This is a genomic window from Micromonospora sp. NPDC048935, from assembly GCF_043197875.1.
In the GTDB taxonomy this organism is placed as follows: Bacteria; Actinomycetota; Actinomycetes; order Mycobacteriales; family Micromonosporaceae; genus Micromonospora.
The window spans coordinates 29,618-45,707 of sequence record NZ_JBICTZ010000019.1; the positions used below are offsets into that span (position 1 = coordinate 29,618).

12 protein-coding genes and 1 riboswitch are annotated in these 16,090 nt (G+C 71.9%); of the genes, 9 read left to right on the forward strand and 3 right to left on the reverse strand.

The window, feature by feature from the left end; genetic code table 11:
• Positions 1-19 precede the first annotated feature (19 nt).
• Complete coding sequence (locus ACGFIW_RS32700) at positions 20-1,099, reverse strand: hypothetical protein (RefSeq protein ID WP_393324098.1); 1,080 nt, start codon at positions 1,097-1,099, stop codon at positions 20-22.
• A gap of 103 nt (positions 1,100-1,202) precedes the next feature.
• On the opposite strand from ACGFIW_RS32700, the gene ACGFIW_RS32705 reads away from it, so the two are divergent.
• Genes ACGFIW_RS32705 through ACGFIW_RS32715 form a run of 3 tightly spaced genes read left to right on the forward strand, consistent with a single transcriptional unit; the run spans position 1,203 to position 4,528 of the window.
• Complete coding sequence (locus tag ACGFIW_RS32705; RefSeq protein WP_393324101.1) at positions 1,203-1,808, forward strand: class I SAM-dependent methyltransferase; 606 nt, start codon at positions 1,203-1,205, stop codon at positions 1,806-1,808.
• 40 nt (positions 1,809-1,848) lie between these two features.
• Positions 1,849-3,528, forward strand: a complete 1,680-nt coding sequence (locus ACGFIW_RS32710) for an ABC-F family ATP-binding cassette domain-containing protein (RefSeq protein WP_393324104.1) — start codon at positions 1,849-1,851, stop codon at positions 3,526-3,528.
• Between the two features lie 37 nt (positions 3,529-3,565).
• Positions 3,566-4,528: an aldo/keto reductase gene (locus ACGFIW_RS32715; RefSeq protein ID WP_393324107.1), complete on the forward strand. Its 963-nt coding sequence runs from the start codon at positions 3,566-3,568 to the stop codon at positions 4,526-4,528.
• 184 nt (positions 4,529-4,712) lie between these two features.
• Here ACGFIW_RS32715 and ACGFIW_RS32720 read toward each other — a convergent pair whose 3' ends face one another.
• Both ACGFIW_RS32720 and ACGFIW_RS32725 read right to left on the reverse strand, forming a co-directional pair.
• The gene (locus tag ACGFIW_RS32720; protein ID WP_393324110.1) at positions 4,713-5,240 is read right to left on the reverse strand and encodes a hypothetical protein; all 528 of its coding nucleotides are present in this window, start codon (positions 5,238-5,240) and stop codon (positions 4,713-4,715) included.
• 71 nt (positions 5,241-5,311) lie between these two features.
• Entirely contained in the window at positions 5,312-11,155 is a 5,844-nt protein-coding gene (locus tag ACGFIW_RS32725) for a ThuA domain-containing protein (RefSeq protein ID WP_393324113.1), read from the reverse strand.
• 311 nt (positions 11,156-11,466) lie between these two features.
• A riboswitch (TPP riboswitch) is annotated at positions 11,467-11,576 on the forward strand.
• Here ACGFIW_RS32725 and thiE point away from each other — a divergent pair.
• The 6 genes from thiE (at position 11,571) to thiD (ending at position 16,083) form a co-directional block, all read left to right on the forward strand.
• Positions 11,571-12,197 carry a thiamine phosphate synthase gene (thiE, locus tag ACGFIW_RS32730; RefSeq protein ID WP_393324115.1) on the forward strand — a complete coding sequence of 209 codons (627 nt, stop codon included), beginning with the start codon at positions 11,571-11,573 and terminating at the stop codon, positions 12,195-12,197. Its footprint overlaps the riboswitch before it by 6 nt.
• Complete coding sequence (gene thiO, locus ACGFIW_RS32735; protein WP_393324118.1) at positions 12,191-13,441, forward strand: glycine oxidase ThiO; 1,251 nt, start codon at positions 12,191-12,193, stop codon at positions 13,439-13,441. The genes thiE and thiO overlap by 7 nt, the downstream gene beginning before the upstream one ends.
• Positions 13,432-13,632 (forward strand): sulfur carrier protein ThiS, encoded by a 201-nt coding sequence (thiS, locus tag ACGFIW_RS32740; protein ID WP_393324121.1) that lies wholly within the window; start codon positions 13,432-13,434, stop codon positions 13,630-13,632. Before thiO ends, thiS begins: the two co-directional genes overlap by 10 nt.
• On the forward strand, positions 13,629-14,408 hold the full coding sequence (locus ACGFIW_RS32745) for a thiazole synthase (protein WP_393324123.1): 780 nt from the start codon (positions 13,629-13,631) through the stop codon (positions 14,406-14,408). Before thiS ends, ACGFIW_RS32745 begins: the two co-directional genes overlap by 4 nt.
• Before the next feature lie 125 nt (positions 14,409-14,533).
• A complete protein-coding gene (locus tag ACGFIW_RS32750) occupies positions 14,534-15,301 on the forward strand; it encodes a thiamine phosphate synthase (RefSeq protein ID WP_393324234.1) in 768 nt (255 codons plus the stop codon).
• Positions 15,298-16,083, forward strand: coding sequence for a bifunctional hydroxymethylpyrimidine kinase/phosphomethylpyrimidine kinase (gene thiD, locus ACGFIW_RS32755; RefSeq protein ID WP_393324125.1), 786 nt, complete (start codon positions 15,298-15,300; stop codon positions 16,081-16,083). The genes ACGFIW_RS32750 and thiD overlap by 4 nt, the downstream gene beginning before the upstream one ends.
• Positions 16,084-16,090 lie beyond the last annotated feature (7 nt).

Below are 16,090 nucleotides of genomic sequence, written 5' to 3' on the forward strand. Positions count from 1 at the left end.
CCGGCGTTGTGCCGGAGGCTCACTCGCCGGGCAGGTCGCCGTCGCCGCTGGCGGAGGATTCCGGCGTCGGCTGCGCCGCGGTGCCACCCTCGGCCCGCTGTTGCAGGACGCCCCGGCTGAGGTGCAGCTCGATCATGTCGAACAGGATCTCGCGGACCGTGGCGTCGCCCGCCTTGATCGTGGCCCCGTCCTCGCGGACCACAAGCGCGTACGCCACGTAGTGACCGCGGACCTGCCAGCCGACCCGGGCGGGGGCGCTGCTCAGCACGTCGGTGCCGTCACCGGCGGCGAGGCCACGGAAGCGGCCCTTCCGCTCGTCGAGCAGTGGGCGGATCCGGTCCCGGGCCCGTTCCGCGCTGGCCCTGTCGGTGAGGTTGAACAACCCGGCGGTGACCAGGTGATCGCCGTTCGGCGTACGCAGCGTGGCCCGGACGACCTGGTTGCAGCCGAGGAGGGTCAGCAGGTCGGCGACCTCGCCGGTGGCGGCGACGGCGCAACTGCCGCTGGACTGGGTCTTGAGCACCTGGTAGCTCGGCCGGCCGGCGGTGAGCGTCAGATCCTTGCCGGGGAAGAGTTCCTTGGCGGTGAGCGGGGCCCTGTCGGATTCTCGGGAGTCGAGGGCCAGCCGTTCCGGCGCGGCGGAGGTCGGCGCGGTGGTCGGCTGGGACGTCGGGCTGGCCGCGGGTTGCTCGTTGCGGTCGATCAGCGCGGCGGCGCCGAGGCCGCAGAGTGCGAGCAGCACCAGGACGGCCGCGCCGCCGACCAGCACCTGCCACAGCCGGCCACCGCCGCGTCGGGAGCTGGGCTCCAACGCCGTGGCCGAGGTGTAGACCTGGCTGCGGGACGCGGCAGACGGAACGTCGGCACGGGTCGGCGGCGGAACGTCGACACGGGTCGGCGGCGGAATCTCGGTACGGGTCGGCGGCGGCTGCGTCGACGGCAGGGAGAGTTGGTTCGGCCGGGGCAGCGACGGCGTGGGGAAGCGGGACGGAGAGGGTCCGGCCGGCGGGGGCGGACCGGCGCCGAACACCGACAGGTCGGACCCGGGCTCCGGGTACTCCTCGAAAGCGTCCTCATCGGACTCGTACCGATACACCATGTCGCCCAGAGTAAGAGTGATTGTCCCTTTAGGGGGTAATATCGGGGAAATGTGCGCGTGGGCCGTGTCCTGGTCGCCCCGGGTCGGTGCGAGAATTGCCGGCGTGACCGGCGACCACTACTTCACCGCTCAACCCGCCAGCGACGCTCCGCCGCGCGAGGTCGAGTTCTCCGTCGCCGACCGCGACTACCGACTCGTCTCGGCCGGCGGCGTCTTCTCCGCCAGCCGCCTCGACCCCGGCACGGCCGTACTCCTGCGCAAGGCCGAGTTGCCCGCCGCCGACACCGCCAGTGACCTGCTCGACCTCGGCTGCGGATTCGGCCCGATCGCCTGCGTGCTGGCCGACCTGGCACCGGCGAGCACCGTCTGGGCGGTCGACGTCAACGCCCGCGCCCGCGAGCTGACCGTCGCCAACGCGGCCCGGGTCGACGCGGCCGACCGGGTCCGGGTCCACGCGCCGGACGACGTGCCGACGGATATCCGGTTCGCCCAGATCTGGTCCAACCCGCCCATCCGGATCGGCAAGGACGAGCTGCACGAGCTGCTGCTGCGCTGGCTGCCGCGACTCGCACCGGACGGTGTCGGCTGGCTGGTCGTCGCCCGGCACCTCGGCGGCGACTCGCTGCAACGCTGGCTCACCGAGCAGGGCTGGCAGGTCGAGCGGTACGCCAGCCAGAAGGGCTTCCGGGTGCTGCGGGTCACCCGGTAATTGGATGTCCCTCCCGCCCGCACTGGGGCAGGATCCCGGCGTGGGATACGTGGATGTGGCAGCGGTCGGGCACATCCTGCCCGACGGTCGGGAACTCTTCGCCGACGTGTCGTTCCGGGTGGGTGAGGGCAGCAAGGTAGCCCTGGTCGGGCCGAACGGCGCGGGTAAGACGACGCTGCTGAGGATGGTCGCCGGGGACCTGCCGGTGCGCACCGGCGCCATCGCACGGGCCGGCGGTCTAGGCGTGATGCGGCAGTTCATCGGCATGATCGGTGACGAGTCGACGCTCGCCGACCTGGCGTTGTCGCTGGCCCCGCCCGCGCTGCGCGACGCCGGCCGCCGACTTGCCGAGACCGAGGCGGCCATGCGGGCCGCCGAGGCCCACGGCAAGTTCAGCAACGCCGCCGGCAAGGCCCAGTTGGCGTACGCCGACGCGCTGGGGGCCTGGGGCGAGGCCGGCGGGTACGACGCCGAGGTGCTGTTCGACACCGTCGCGACAATCGTGCTCGGCCAGCCGTGGGACGCCGTCCGGGACCGGCCGGTGCGTACCCTCTCCGGCGGCCAGCAGAAGCGCTTCGCGTTGGAGTTGCTGTTGCGCGGCCCGGACGAGGTGCTGCTGCTCGACGAGCCGGACAACTTCCTCGACGTGCCCGGCAAACGCTGGCTGGAGGCGCGGCTGCGCGAGTCGACGAAGTCGGTGCTGTACGTTTCGCACGACCGCGAGCTGCTGGCCCAGAGCGCCGACCGGGTGGTGGCCGTGGAGGGTGGCAGCGCCTGGGTGCACCCGGGCGGCTTCGCGAGCTGGCACGAGGCGCGGGTGGCTCGGCACGCCCGTCTCGACGAGCTGCGCCGGCGCTGGGACGAGGAGCACCAGAAGCTGCGCGAGCTGATGCTGATGTACAAGCAGAAGGCCGCGTACAACGACGGGTTGGCCTCGCGCTACCAGGCCGCGCAGACCCGGTTGCGCAAGTTCGAGGAGGCCGGGCCGCCGCCCGTACCCCCGAAGGACCAGGACATCCGGATGCGGCTGAGCGGCGGGCGGACCGGCAAGCGCGCGGTCGTCTGCGAGCAGCTTGAGCTGGACGGCCTGACCTTCCCCTTCGACCTGGAGATCTGGTACGGCGACCGGGTGGCGGTGCTCGGTGCCAACGGCACCGGCAAGTCGCACTTCCTGCGGCTGCTGGCCCGGGGTGGCACCGACCCCGACCCGGCCAACGGGCCGGTCGACGGGGCGGGCGCGCTCGCGCCGGTGGCGCACGACGGCACGGCCCGGCTGGGCGCCCGGGTCCGTCCCGGGCACTTCTCCCAGACCCACGACCGGCCGGAGCTGACGGGCAAGACGCTCGTCGAGATCCTGTGGCGCGGCGACGAGCACCGCACCGGGATGGACCGGCACGCGGCGATGGGGGTGCTCAGTCGCTACGAGCTGGCCGCACAGGGCGACCAGCGCTTCGGCACGCTCTCCGGCGGGCAGCAGGCCCGGTTCCTGGTGCTGCTGCTGGAGCTGTCCGGGGCGACCCTGCTGCTGCTCGACGAGCCCACCGACAACCTCGACCTGGCCAGCGCGGAAGCGCTCGAAGCGGGCCTGAACGCGTTCGCGGGGACGGTGGTGGCGGTCACCCACGACCGGTGGTTCACCCGCTCCTTCGACAGGTTCGTGCTGTTCCGCGGCGACAGCGAGGTGGTGGAGACCCCGGAACCGGTCTGGGACGTGGGCTGAGCGGTCACCGGGCAGCGGTGCGTCCGGCCGGCATAGGGTGGATCTCGTGACTGAGATGACCTATCGCCGGCTGGGCGACTCCGGGCTCGTGGTGTCCGTCGTCGGCATCGGCTGCAACAACTTCGGCCGCAAGCTCGACCTCGACGGCACCCGTGCCGTGGTGGACGCGGCCCTGGACGCCGGGATCACCCTTTTCGACACCGCCGACATCTACGGTGAGCCGCAGGGCGGTTCCGAGGAACTGCTCGGGCAGGCGCTCAAGGGCCGCCGGGACGACGTGGTGGTGGCCACCAAGTTCGGCATGGACATGAACGGCCTCAACGGGCCCGACTTCGGTGCCCGGGGGGCGCGGCGCTACATCGCCCGGGCCGTCGAGGCGTCGCTGCGTCGGCTCGGCACCGACCACATCGACCTCTACCAGATGCACGAGCCCGACCCGGGCACCCCGATCGACGAGACCCTCGCCGCCCTGGACGACCTGGTCCGCGACGGCAAGGTGCGCTACCTGGGCAACTCCAACTTCGCCGGCTGGCAGATCGCCGACGCGGACTGGGTGGCCTCGTCCAACGGCCGGTCCCGCTTCGTCAGCGCGCAGAACCACTACAGCCTGTTGGAGCGCTCGGTGGAGACCGAGATCATCCCGGCGTGCGAGCGGTTCGGCCTCGGCATGCTGCCGTTCTTCCCACTCGCCAACGGGCTGCTCACCGGCAAGTACAAGCGCGAGGCGCAGCCGCCGGCCGGCAGCCGGCTCTCCGGCGGCGGCCGGTACGCGGAGCGGCTCGCCGCGGCCGACTGGGACACCATCGAGGCGATCGAGGCGTACGCGGCCGAGCGGGGTCTGACCATGCTCCAGGTGGCGATCGGTGGGCTGGCCGCCCAGCCGGCGGTGACCTCGGTGATCGCCGGTGCCACCACGCCGGAGCAGGTGCGCGCCAACGCCGCCGCCGGCACCTGGGAGCCCAGCGACGAGGACCTGGCGGCACTGCGCGCCATCCTCTGAGCGAGGTGCGGCGCATGCGGTGGCCTGATCCGCGCGTCACCTGGTGATCCACTCGCGTTTCGTGAAAGCGGGGTGACCCGAGGCCCGGGATGCCACGATTTTCAGGGATACCGAGTCGATCGCGCGACGGCGATGGGCCGGGCCGCTTGTGGCGGCCCGGCCCATGTCGTGAAACGCCTGTCGGTCAGGTGGTGCGGCGGCGGCCGAACAGCATGGCCACCCCCATCGCCGCGGCGACCAGCACGAGGCCGGCCGCGGCGAACGGCCACCAGCCGGCACCCGCCCCGCTTCCGCCGTCGGCCGGCTTGTTCACCGCTACCGGCTTGGGCGGTGGGGGTGACTGCGCCGGGCGGGCCTGCACCGTGGCGGTGGCCTTGGCCGGCAGGGGAGCAGGGGAGTCCACAGTCACCTTCCACGTGCCGGCGGAGAGCACCGGGCCGCTGCTGTAGAAGCCCTGACCCTCGGGCTGCGGCTCCAACTGCACCGGCCCGATCTTCTGCCCGTCCGGGCCGGTGGCGGTGAGCACCAGGCGCACCACCCGGTCCAATTGCCGGCCATCGGCGTAGGTGGCCTGGATGGTGACCCCCTGAGCCCCGTCGCCGGCCACCGCCAGCTTGAGTTTGTCGGCCCGGGCGGCCGCCGGGGCAGCGGAGAGCAGGGTCAGGGCCAGTCCGGCGAACACGGCGGCCAACACCTTGCGGATACCCGTCACGGACATCTCCTCGCTACGAAAGAGGGAGGCCCCTCCCCGCCGCCGTGGCGTCGGGGAGGGGCCTCGTCGGATCAGAGCTGGCGACCGGGTGCGAGCCGGGTGGCATCGCCACCGAGCCGCCCGGTGCCCTTGACCGGTTCGCCGTCGTTCGCCTTGACGCCGGCCTTGCTGGCCGCGCCGCCGAGTCGAACGATCATCGCGTCGGTGTCCCGCACCAGGACATCCCGGACCTCCGCCTCAGCCACCAGGGTGGCGTCGGCGGCGAGCGTGCGGAACGCGGTCAACTGCTTGATCGCCTTGCTGTCGTTGCCGGCAGCCTCGGCCTGACGGGCCGCGTCGAGCTTCGCCGTCAACTGCTTGTGCGCCTTGGCCGAGAGCCGACCCGTCGCCTTGAACCGGTCCAGCAGGTTCTGCATGTCCCGGAACGAGGTGGTGACGAAGAACCGGACAGCCGAGGTGGTCTCGTTGCCCGCCTTGTCGGTCGCGGTCACGGTCAGCTCGTGCAGGCCGAGCGGCAGCTCGTACATGGCCTGCAGAGTGCCGCTGGTGTACGCCTGGCCGTCCAGCTTGCCGACCACTGTCGCGATGCCCGAGGTCGGGTCGACGGCCTGCCAGGACACCCGGACGTCCTGGCTGTCTCCGTAGAGCTGGCCGTCGGCGATGCCGGACACCAGCAGCGTCGGCTTGGTGCCGTCGATCTTCAGGATCGCCGACTTGAGCGTCTCGACGTTGCCCGCCTTGTCGGTGGCGCGGTACAGCAGCTCGTGCTGCCCGTCGCCGGTCACCTCGACCGGCGTCGCGTACGGCGTCCACGCGCCGCCGTCCAGCGACCACTCCACCGTCTTGACGCCGGAACCGGCGTCGGTCGAGGCCAGCACGACGGGGATCGTCCCGTTGTGCCAGCCGGCGTCGTTCGCCGGAGCGAACGTCGCCGTGGTCACCGGCGCGGTGGCGTCGATCTTGACCGAGACGGTCTTCGTCGACTCCACGTTGCCCGCCTTGTCGGTCGAGCGGTACCGCAGCTCGTGCTCGCCGCCGCCGCTCACCGCCACCGGAGCGGTGTACGCCGTCCAGGTGGTGGCACCGTCCAGCTGGTACTCCGTACCGGCGAGGCCGCTACCGCCGGCCTCGTCGGCAGCGGTGAGCGTGACAGTCACCGGCCCGGTGTACCACCCCTCGGTCGGGGTGCCGGAGACCGCCGCGGTGGTGACCGGCGCGGTCTCGTCGGCCACCTTCGTGCTCAGCCGGAAGTAGTCGAACGAGGCGGTCTTCGACGCCGTCTGGTTGGCACCGAGGGTGAACAGACCGACCTTCGGGGTGGCCCCGACCGCGCTGTTGGTCAGTGCCTCCAAGGCGGTCCAGGTCGTGCCGTCCGCCGAGTACGACGCGGTGAACGTGTTGCCCGTGCGGGCCAGCCGCAGGTGCCACACCGCCGAGGTGAGGCTTGTCGCCTCCGGCTGCGGGCTCTGCACCACCCCGGCGATCTCGCTGCGGAACTCGATCCGCCGCGTCACCGCCTGGCCGGCCTGGTTGTCCGCGATGAAGTCGAACTTCAGGTAGTTGTCGTCATCCGCCTGCACGAGCAGACCGGCCTGCTGGTACTGCTCGTTCAGCAGGCTGCCGTCGACCTTCGTCTCCAGGGTCCAGTCGCCCGACGGCGCGGTCTGGAGGATGAAGTTCTTCGGCCCGGTGTTGTCGGTGCCGTAGATGTCACCGTTGGGCACGTCGATCCGCAACGCGCCATCGGCGACCCGGTAACCGGCCGGGTCCTCCCGCGTGACGGCGTCCCACCGGCACTTGTCCAGCGAGCTGCCGGTGAACTCGTCCGACGGGTCGACCGGGCCGGCCGGAGCGTCCGGCGTGACCACGAACGAGTCGAAGGCCGCGTCGACAACAGGTGCCTCGGTGCCACCGTTGAGGGCGAAGACCCCGATCCGCGGGTTGGTGATGCCGGCGAGCGCGGCCGAACGGCCGACCGGGGTGAAGGTCTGCCCGTCGCCCGAGGCGGACGCGGTCAGGTTCGTCCCGTCGCTGGTGATCCGCAGGTACACGGTGTCACCCGCCGGTGCGTTGGCGGCGTCGGCGGCATCGTTGCGAGGCGTGGCCGCGGTCTCCCGGATGAACTCCACCCGACGGCTGCCGTTGTAGAGCAGGTCCACCTTTGCGTAGTTGTCGTCGTCGCCGTACACCAGCAGGCCGGCCTGCTGGTAGTTGGCCGTCACCGGGAGGGTGACCTTGGTGGTCATCTCCCAGGCGCCGGTCGGAGCCGCCTGGAGCACCAGGTTGGTGGCGTCGTTGCGAGCCCCGTAGAGGTCACCCACCCCGGTGGGCAGCCGCAGCGCGCCGCCACTGAGCGAGTAGAGCTGGTTCTCCCGGACCACGCTGGTCCACCGGCCCTTGTCGAGGGTGTTGCCGTTGAAGTCGTCCGAGCGCGCCCCGAGGCAGGACGTGTCCGGAGCGTCCACCCGCACCGGCACCGTGGCGTACGCCTTGGCGCCCTTGCTGTCGGTCACCGTGAGGGTGGCCGTGAAGGTGCCCGCGTTGGTGTACGTGTGGCTGGCGTCCAGGGTGGTCGCCGTACCTCCGTCACCGAAATCCCAGGCGTACGTCAGCGGGGTGTTGCCCTCGGCGTCGGTCGCCGTGCCGTCGAAGGCGACGGTGACCGGCGCGGTGCCGGTGGCCGGGGTGGCCGTGGCACTGACCGCCGGAGGCGCGTTCTCGGTGACACCGCGGCCGACGAAGTCCATCCAGTTGACGTTGAACAGCGAACCCGTTCCGCCGTTCGGATCGCGGGCCACGAAGAACAGCGAACCGCTCGCGGCACCGGTGACCGGCGCGCTCACGTCCGTGTACGTCTGCCACGCGCCGGTCGTCGGCACGACGGCCGTGGCGACCACCGGTCCGTCGACGGCACCCGCGTGGACCTCGATCCGACCGCCAGCGGCGGCCGAGGCGGCCCGGAACCGGATCTCGGTGATGTTGGTCAGGTTCGCCGGAGCGACCGACCACCAGTCACCATCCTCGATGAACGCGATGCTCTGGCCGCCACCGGCGGTGTCGGCCCCGGCCTCCCGCTGCACACCGGCGTCTCCGCCGCCGGTGCTCACCGGCGTCCGGCCGGTTGCGGTGAAGTACTCGGCCTGCATCTGCTTGGGCTGGAGGACCTCGATCGCGCGGCCGGTGAGCGCACCCGCGCCGCCGGCACCACCCTCGTCGGTGTAGGTGGCCTCGAAGACCGCGAACACGTTCGCCTCGGCGCCGTGCCCGGAGGCGAGCGAGGTCTGGACGGTGCCGGTGCAGCCGGTGTGCTGCTCCAGCGGGTGGGCGTGCTCGTCGTGACCGAGCAGCACCTGGAGGTTCACCTTGGTGCAGTCGATCTCCCCGTCCTCCGGGTCGGTCACCTTGACCGTGTACTTGACCTGGTCACCCCAGTTGAAGAAACCACCGTCCGGCGGGAACTCGATGGTCACCGTCGGTGCGGTGTTGCCCACGGTGACCGGCACGTTGGCCACCGCGGTACGGCCCTTCGGGTTGGTCACGGTGAGCTGGGCGGTGTAGTTGCCCGCCGTCGCGTAGGTGTGCGTCGGGTTCGCCTCGGTGGAGGTCTGCCCGTCGCCGAAGGCCCACGCGTAGGTGAGCGCGCCACCGTCCGGGTCCCGGGAACCGGCGCTGGAGAAGGTGACGGTCAACGGCGCCGGACCCGAGGTCGGGTTGGCGGACGCCGCCGCGATCGGCGCGCGGTCACCGGCGGTGTAGTCGATCCGGTAGATGCCGGAGTTGTCGTTGTTGCCGCCGAAGCCGCTGCCCCACTCGATCAGGTACAGCGCGCCGTCCGGGCCGAACTCGAAGTCCATCGGCCGGATCATGCTCATCCCGGTGAGCAGCTGGTTGATGTCCACCAACGACTTGCCGTCGGCGGACACCTGCATCGTGTACATCTTGTTCTGGTTCCACTCGCCGAGCAGCGCCTTGCCGTCGTAGTAGGCCGGCCACTTGCGGGTGGAGTTGAGGTTGGGGTCGTACCGGTAGGCCGGGCCGCCCATCGGCGCGCCACCGCCACCGATCTCCGGGTACCGCGCGTCGCCGGCGTAGCCGTAGTCGACGGTGGCCGGGACGACCGGGGGGAGGTTGGTCAGGCCGGTGTTGTTCGGCGAGTTGTTCACCGGCGCGGCGCAGTCGAACTTCGCGCCGCTCGGGCCGGACGGGAACGTGTAGTCGTTGTACGCCTCGTTCGTGCCCGTGCAGTACGGCCAGCCGTAGTTGCCGGGAGTGACGATGTTCCACTCGACCAGACCGCGGGGGCCCCGGGTCGGGTTGTTCGCGTTGGCGTCCGGCCCGTAGTCGCCGACGTACAGCGTGTCGGTCTTCGGGTCGGTGCCGATCCGGAACGGGTTGCGGAAGCCCATCGCGTAGATCTCGGGACGGGTCTTCTCGGTGCCCGGCGCGAAGAGGTTGCCCGTCGGAACGGTGTACGTCCCGTCGTCCTCCGGGTGGATCCGGATCACCTTGCCGCGCAGGTCGTTGGTGTTCGCCGACGTGCGCTGCGAGTCGTAGTCCTGGCGGCCCGGGCGCTCGTCGAGCGGCGAGTACGCGTTGGACTCGAACGGGTTGGTGTTGTCACCGGTGGCCAGGTAGAGGTTGCCGGCGCTGTCGAAGGTCATGCTGCCGCCCGCGTGGCAGCAGGTGTTGCGCTGCGTGTCGACCCGCAGCACCTGCTTCTCGCTCGCCGGGTCGATGGTGTCGCCGGTCACGGTGAACCGGGACAGCAGGTTGCGGGTGACGCCGTCGTTCGGGGCGTAGTAGAGATACACCCACTTGTTGGTGGCGAAGTCCGGGTCGAGCCGGATGCCGATCAGACCGTCCTCGTTGCCGGTGAAGACATCCAGGTCGACGGCGGTGACGGTGCTGCCGGTGTCCGGCTTGATGATCTGCACCCGGCCGTCGCGCTCGATGTAGAAGACCCGCCCGTCGGGGGCGATGTCCAGCTCCATCGGGTTGCTGGTGTTGCTGTCCAGGGCGACCTTCTCGAAGTTCGAGGTCTTCGTGGCACCGCAGTCGGCGTCCGCGACACCGGCCGCGGTCCGGATGCCGCCGAGCAGGTGGGACAGGAACTCGGGCTCGGCGTACGACTCCCGGGTGTGCCCGCCACCGGTGTACCAGGAACGACCGCCGTCGAAGTCCTGACACCAGGAGGTCGGGTGGTCGGCGCCCATCGCGCCCGCCCCCGGGGTGTAGCTCTTCTCGTCCAGGCTGGCCAGCACGTGCACGTCCGGCCGCGGGTTGGTCTGGAAGTTGTACCACTCGTCGAACCGGGACCAGCGGTCCGGCAGCTCGGCCGTGGACGGGTGGGCGTGGTCCTCCACCTTGACCGTGGCCTGCTGGTTCTGCGGGTGGTTGGCGAAGTACGCGCCGACCAGGTCGCCGTACCAGGCCCAGCTGTACTCGGTGTCCGACGCGGCGTGGATGCCGACGTAACCGCCGCCGGCCTTCACGTAACGCTCGAACGCCGCCTGCTGCTCGGCGTTGAGGACGTCACCGGTGGTGGAGAGCCAGATCACGGCCTTGTACTTCGCCAGGTTGGCGTCGCTGAACGCGGCACCGTCCTCGGAAGCGTCCACGGTGAATCCGTTTTCGGCGCCGAGCTGCTTGATGGCGGCGACACCGGTGGGGATGGAGTCGTGGCGGAAGCCGGCCGTCTTGGAGAAGACCAGGACCGAGAAGGGATCGTCGGCGGCCTTCCTGGGCGCCTTGGGCGCCACCTGGGTGACCGGGGTTCCGGCCGCTGCCTCCCGTGGGGGGACCTGTGCGGCGGCCGGCGCGGCCTGCGCGGGCGTGCCGAACAGGGTGGTCGAGGCGAGGGCCAGGGAGATGAGGGTTGCGGTGATGGGTACGCGGGCACGACGAGAACGGGACACGCCGCCTCCTGTGTCGTAGTGACGGAGATCGCGGGAGTCGGCTCGCCGAAGGCCGTCCCTGATGGAGCCGGTGGTCACACCCTGCCAGGGTGCCCCCACCGGCATTTTGTCGAATCGCTGAACAAATTAATTCGACTGGTTCAATGTCCGGCAAGATGCCGGCGGGTAACGGTTCTGCAACGGCAGGCGACATTCCGAACAGGACCGTATGAACCGCCCCACAGATCTAGCTCGATTCGGCGCGTTCCGGCCCACGGATCGCCGCCGAGCCCCGCCTTGGCAGACCGGCGGATCTGTCGTACGGTGACACGCAAGTAACCCACGGGAGCCCGGTGTACCGGGCTGAGAGGGGGGCTGACAGCCCCCGACCGTCGAACCTGATCCGGGTAATGCCGGCGCAGGGAGGAGAGTTGCCGTGCCGTCCCTGGGGCGACTGCATCTGATCACCGACACCCGACCCGGCCGGGACCCGCTCACCGTGGTCCGGGCCGCCCTCACGGTGGCCCGCGCCGACCTGGTCGTGCAGGTCCGGGTCGAGGACTCCGCCACCGACCGCGAGGCGTACGACCTGGCCGAACGGGTGCTGGCGCTCTGCGTGCCGTACGGGGCGACCTGCCTGGTCAACGACCGACTGCACGTGGCGTTGGCGGTGGGTGCCGCCGGCGGCCACGTCGGAGCGGACGACCTGCCGGTCACCGCCGCCCGTCGGGTGCTCGGCCCGGACGGCGTGCTGGGGGCCACCGCCCGCGCGCCGGAAACGGCGACCGCGGCAGTCGCGGCGGGAGCCACCTACCTGGGCGTCGGCCCGTGTCACCAGACCAGCACCAAGTCCGGCCTACCGGACCCGATCGGGCCCACCGGGGTACGCGCCGTCGCCGACGCCGTCGACGTGCCGGTCATCGCGATCGGTGGCGTGACCGCCGTCCGCGTCCGGGAGCTGCGGGCCGCCGGGGCGTACGGGGTGGCGGTGGTCGGCGCGCTGTCCGCCGCCGCCGACCCGGCGCAGGCGACCGCCACGCTGATCGAGGCCCTGACGTGCTGACCGGCCGGTCCCCGTCGGCACCGTCCAACGACCGGGCCCGGCCGGACGTGGCGGTGATCGGGGCCGGGCCGATCGGGCTGGCGATCGCCTGGCGCTGCGCCGCGCGGGGGCTGCGGGTGGTGGTGCACGATCCGGCACCCGGCTCGGGGGCGTCGGCGGTAGCCGCCGGCATGCTCGCCCCGGTAGCCGAGGCGTACTTCGGTGAGCGGCAGTTGACCGAGCTGCTGCTGGCGTCCGCCGCCCGCTGGCCCACGTTCGCCGCCGAGCTTGCCGAGGTGGCGGGCACCGACATCGGCTACCGGACCGAGGGCACCCTGCTTGTCGGGTTGACCCGCGACGACCTGGCCGAGGCGCGCCGGCTGTGGGCGTACCAACAGGGGTTGGGTCTGCCGGTGACCCCGCTGCGCCCCAGCGAGCTGCGCGACCTCGAACCGGCGCTCGCCCCCCGGGTGCGCGGCGGCGCGCTCGCGCCCACCGACCACCAGGTCGACCCCCGGCTGCTGGTGCCGGCGCTGCGCACGGCCGCGCAGCGGGCCGGTGCGGTGCTGGTGCCGCAGGCGGTCACACAACTGTCCGATGTGGACGCCGCGGTCACCGTGGTCGCCGCCGGCTGCGGGGCCGCCGCACTCACCGGGCTGCCCGTGCGGCCGGTGAAGGGCCAGATCCTCCGGCTGCGCGCGCCCGACGGCGTCGCGCCGGGCTTCCGGCACGTGATCCGGGGGTACGCCGACGGCGAACCCGTCTACCTGGTGCCCCGCCCCGACGGCGAGGTCGTGCTCGGCGCGACGGTCGAGGAACGATCGGACACCACTGTCACCGCCGGTGCGGTGCAACGCCTGCTCCGCGCCGGAGTCGACCTGCTGCCCGAGCTGGCCGAGTACGACCTGGTGGAGGCGGTCGCCGGGCTGCGGCCGGGCACCCCGGACAACGCACCGATCCTCGGGCCGCTGCCTGGCCGACCGGATGTCCTGGTCGCCACCGGCCACCACCGGCACGGCATCGTGCTCACCCCGGTCACCGCCGACCTGATCACCGACCTGGTGTGCACCGGCGTACCCGATCCGCTGCTCGCGCCCTTCTGGCCGGACCGGTTCGTCGGCGCGGCGGCGGACGGCGAGCCCTTTGTGGCGGGCCGATCCGTCGGCGCGGCGAGGGACGGCGAGCCCTTTGTGGCGGACCGGTTCGTCGGCGCGGCGGCGGACGGCGAGCCCGAAACGACGATGAAGGGGGACCTGTGGAGTTGACGGTGAACGGGGCCGGGCGAAGCGTCCCGGGTGAGGTGTCGGTGGCCGACCTGGTCCGTGACGTCGCCCCGCAACCGCGCGGGGTGGCGGTCGCGGTCAACGGCGAGGTGGTGCCCCGGGCCGGTTGGGCGACGACGGCGCTGCACGACGGTGATCGGGTCGAGGTGCTCACCGCGGCGCAGGGCGGGTGAGCGCGATGTCGTTCGAGCTGGGTGGGGAGACGTTCACCTCACGGCTGATCCTCGGCACCGGTGGTGCCGCGAATCTGCACGTGCTGGAGCAGGCTATCCGGGCGTCCGGCACCGAGCTGGTCACCCTGGCACTGCGCCGTGTGGACACCGCCCCGGGCACGGCCGGCGGGTTGCTGGACCTGCTGGACCGGTGCGGGGTACGCCTGCTGCCGAACACGGCCGGCTGCCACACCGCGACCGAGGCGGTGAAGGTGGCCCGACTGGCCCGGGACGCGTTCGACACCGACTGGGTCAAGCTGGAGGTGATCGGCGACGAGCGGACGCTGCTGCCCGACGGGGTGGAGTTGCTCCGCGCCGCCGAGGAGTTGGTCGCCGACGGTTTCACCGTCCTGCCGTACACGAGCGACGACCCGGTGCTCGCCCGCCGACTCGCCGACGTGGGCTGTGCCGCGGTGATGCCGGCCGGCTCGCCGATCGGCTCGGGGTTGGGCATCGGCAACCCGCACCACATCCGGCTCATCCGCCAGGGTGTCGACGTGCCGGTGATCCTCGACGCCGGCATCGGCACCGCCTCCGACGCGGCCCTGGCCATGGAGCTGGGCTGCGACGGGGTGCTCCTGGCCAGCGCGGTGACCCGGGCCGCGGACCCGGTGGCGATGGCCACCGCGATGCGCTACGCGGTCGAGGCCGGGCATCTCGCGGCCGGTGCCGGCCGGATCGCCCGCCGCTTCCACGCGCTGGCGTCCACCCCCGACGAGGGAAGACCCAACCTGTGACCGACCCACCAAGACCAGCAGCCCCGCCGCCGCCGGTGCCGCCGTCGCCGCCGTCGCCGCCGGCAGCGGCAGCGGCGGTAGATCTTGGAAGGAAACTGCCCCTGGAGGGGCGCATTGCTTCCAAGATCTCGTCGGGGACCGTGCCGTCGGGGGTTGTCGTTCTGACCGATCGGTTGCTCGCTCGCGGTGGGCTGGAGCAGGTTGTCGCGGGAGCGGTGGCCGGGGGAGTGCGCTGGGTGGTGCTGCGGGAGAAGGACCTGCCCCGCGCCGAGCGCGCCGCTCTCGCCACCGACCTGCGCGCGATCCTCGCCGACGTCGGCGGAACCCTCGTCGTGGCCGGTCCCGACCCACTGGGCGGCGACGCCGTGCACCTGCCCGCCGCCGGCCCGTACCCGCCGCCGACCCACCGCCTGGTCGGCCGCTCCTGCCACGACGACAGCGAACTGAACCGCCTGACCACCGAGCACTACGCCACCGTCTCCCCGGTCCACCTCACCAGGACGAAACCGGGCTACGGCCCACCCCTGACCACCAAAGGGCTGCGCAAGCTGATCAGGATCAGCCACGTACCGGTACTGGCCCTGGGCGGCATCGAAACCCCGGAACAGGTAACCGCCTGCGTAGAGGCAGGAGCCACAGGAGTGGCAGTGCTGGGCGCGATCATGCGAGCGGAAGACCCCGCCGAAACAGCCACCACCCTGACCAGCGCTTACCAAGAGGCGTTCACCCAGGCTCTCAAAACCCGGCGCGGGGTCAGCCAGGCCCCCACGCGCGGGGCTGCGGCCGACAGTGCCCACGCAGGGATCAAGCCTGACCGCCCGGAGTGGGCACTGTCGGCCGCAGCCCCAAACCGCAACCAGAAACGGCCAACCGCAACCAAGGAGGAGAAGTGACCCCGAGCACCATCCTCACCATCGCCGGCTCCGACTCCGGGGGCGGCGCGGGCATCCAGGCCGACCTCAAGGTCTTCGCGGCGCTCGGCGCGTACGGCACGAGCGTTCTCACCGCGGTCACCGCGCAGAACACCCGGGGCGTCGACGCCGTGCTGCCGATGCCGCCGCGCACGGTGACCGAGCAGCTGGACAGCGTACTCATGGATTTCACCGTGCGCGCGGTCAAGACGGGGATGCTCGGCACCCCGGCGGTCGCGGACGTGGTCGCCGAGGCAGCCCGGGACTGCCGGCTGCCGCAGCTCGTCGTCGATCCGGTGCTCGTCGCCACGAGTGGACACCGCCTCGGCGTGGTAAGTGCGGTGGAGCGGCTGCTGCCGTACGCCAGGGTGGCGACGCCGAACTGCGCGGAGGCCGCGGCGATCACCGGACGCCCGGTGGACGACGTGGCCGCGATGGTCGTGGCCGCCGAGGCCCTCGCGGCCGGCGGCCCGGAGTACGTCGTGGTCACCGGCGGTGACCTGGGCGGCGGCGAGGCGGTCGACGTGCTGCACGGCGGCGGCGTCACCACCCTGCTGCGCGCCCCCCGGGTCGACACCCGGCACACCCACGGCACCGGCTGCTCGTTCTCGGCGGCGATCGCCGTGCGGCTCGCCCTGGGCGACCCGGTGCCGGCCGCGGTGGGGGCCGCGAAGGAGTACGTGCTCCGTGCGCTGACCGGCGCACGGAGTTGGGAGCTGGGCGCGGGACGTGGACCGCTGGATCACTTCGGCTGGTCCGCCTGATCACCAA

Coding starts and splice junctions, on each gene's coding strand:
- ACGFIW_RS32700 (WP_393324098.1), bottom strand. CDS start 1,099: ATGGTGTATCGGTACGAGTCCGATGAGGACGCTTTCGAGGAGTACCCG.